Source organism: Candidatus Obscuribacterales bacterium (assembly GCA_036703605.1).
Taxonomy (GTDB): domain Bacteria; phylum Cyanobacteriota; class Cyanobacteriia; order RECH01; family RECH01; genus RECH01.
The window spans coordinates 1-1,457 of sequence record DATNRH010001197.1 but is presented as its reverse complement, the minus strand read 5'-3'; the positions used below and the strand labels follow the sequence as shown (position 1 = coordinate 1,457).

Here is a 1,457-nt window from a genome sequence, read left to right as displayed (position 1 = left end):
GTAGTGTAGAGCGACTTGAGATCTTTTTGACGCATAGCAAACTGCCGACCAAGAGGAAGGGCTAACCGCGGCAACCTTCGAAGAGCAAAAGACACTGTTAGAGGGCACTCGGTGGAGTAGTCTAGTCAAGGGCGATAAGTCGCCCTACTACCGATGCTTGTCCAAAACTGGCTTGAACCTTCACTGGACCGTGTCTGGCAAGGCAGCGCGCCAACTCCTTCAGGGGCGTCACTGGACTGGTAAGCTACTGCGGCGGCCTTACAAGCAGTTGCCGCAATCGATCAGCAGGGCTACCCCGCCTTCATCTCGCAGACAATCGCTGACAACAAAATTACGGTCCAGATGTCCGACGATTGGAAAAGTAAGTCGCTGGTGCTCACCCGTAGGTCGAAGCTCACGTGATTTGTTCGACAAATCACCCCTCCGGCTCTATTATGTACCCTGGCAGGTCGCCAATAATCAAGTCTCAACGCGCGCGCTCTCCAAGCTTGCCTACAGTTGGTTTTACGTCACGACGCAAGGCGCTTCGAAGGAAACAAAGAATGCTATTATTGAGAAGCTTAGCGCACGCGAGGCTCAGCGCGCTCAGGACCTCGACAGCCTAATCACCAACCCCGACTTTGCGCTCTCCTCAGGATTGGAGTCGGTTGAAGGCAGCAGCAGCGATGCTATCCAGCCGAACAGAAAACGTAACGCGTCCGGCGACAGTCCAACGGGCCAGGATATTGTGCCCAGTGATGGCCAACACGCGCTTCTTGCTAAGATCAACGTTGAATTTGCCGATTCCACTAGCTTCGTTCGCAGTATGCACACCCTCTCCTAACTGAAGACCTCAATGCCGCTGACCTAGCCTTTTTGTCAGAGAAAGCGACCAAGGAAGGACTCATCAGCATGAGCATCTGGCTATCAAAGTTCATGAAGATGCTGAAGAGCCCAAGCATTGCACACCACTGGGAAGAAGGCCACATTGCCGGCCTGGTTGACCGTCTCAGTGCCCCGGTGTACTTAGCAGGCAAACCGGAAGGAACCTTCCTTTTGGGTGTTTCTAATACTGATGCGGAGAAGGTACCCTCCTCCAGTTATAACCCCACTCCTCCTTCCTCGTTGGCTCACTTCCTTCCCCTCGGCCCACTTGGCCTCACCTCCTTTTCCTCCCCTGAGACTGCGGCATCGCCCCTTTCCTACCTGGCTAACGCGTAGCTGGCTGTATTCGTCCGTCGTGGACAGAAAATCGATGTAGCAAGGGTCACGGTGAAGTCTGCAGGCTTCTGCTATGATGATGGCATTGTGGAGCCCTCGCTGAGTGCCCTGCTGCGGGCCTCGCCCCACTTAACCCTACTGCTGATGGCTGACGGTCGGGTATGCGCCCCCCCCCCCACCCTCACGCTCCTCCTCCTCCTCTCCTCTCTTCATTTTGGGTTCTCGTCCTTTGACTTGTCGTCTCTTCTAGCCAAGTC

3 protein-coding genes are annotated in these 1,457 nt (G+C 55.0%); all 3 read left to right on the top strand.

Annotated elements, in window-relative coordinates; all coding sequences use genetic code 11:
- The first annotated feature begins 403 nt into the window (after nucleotides 1-403).
- The gene (locus V6D20_24850) at nucleotides 404-823 is read left to right on the top strand and encodes a hypothetical protein (GenBank protein HEY9819011.1); all 420 of its coding nucleotides are present in this window, start codon (nucleotides 404-406) and stop codon (nucleotides 821-823) included.
- Nucleotides 824-855: 32 nt separating this feature from the next.
- Nucleotides 856-1,200: a hypothetical protein gene (locus V6D20_24845; GenBank protein ID HEY9819010.1), complete on the top strand. Its 345-nt coding sequence runs from the start codon at nucleotides 856-858 to the stop codon at nucleotides 1,198-1,200.
- Between the two features lie 51 nt (nucleotides 1,201-1,251).
- A partial coding sequence (locus V6D20_24840) for a hypothetical protein (protein HEY9819009.1) occupies nucleotides 1,252-1,457 on the top strand: 206 nt, incomplete at its 3' end.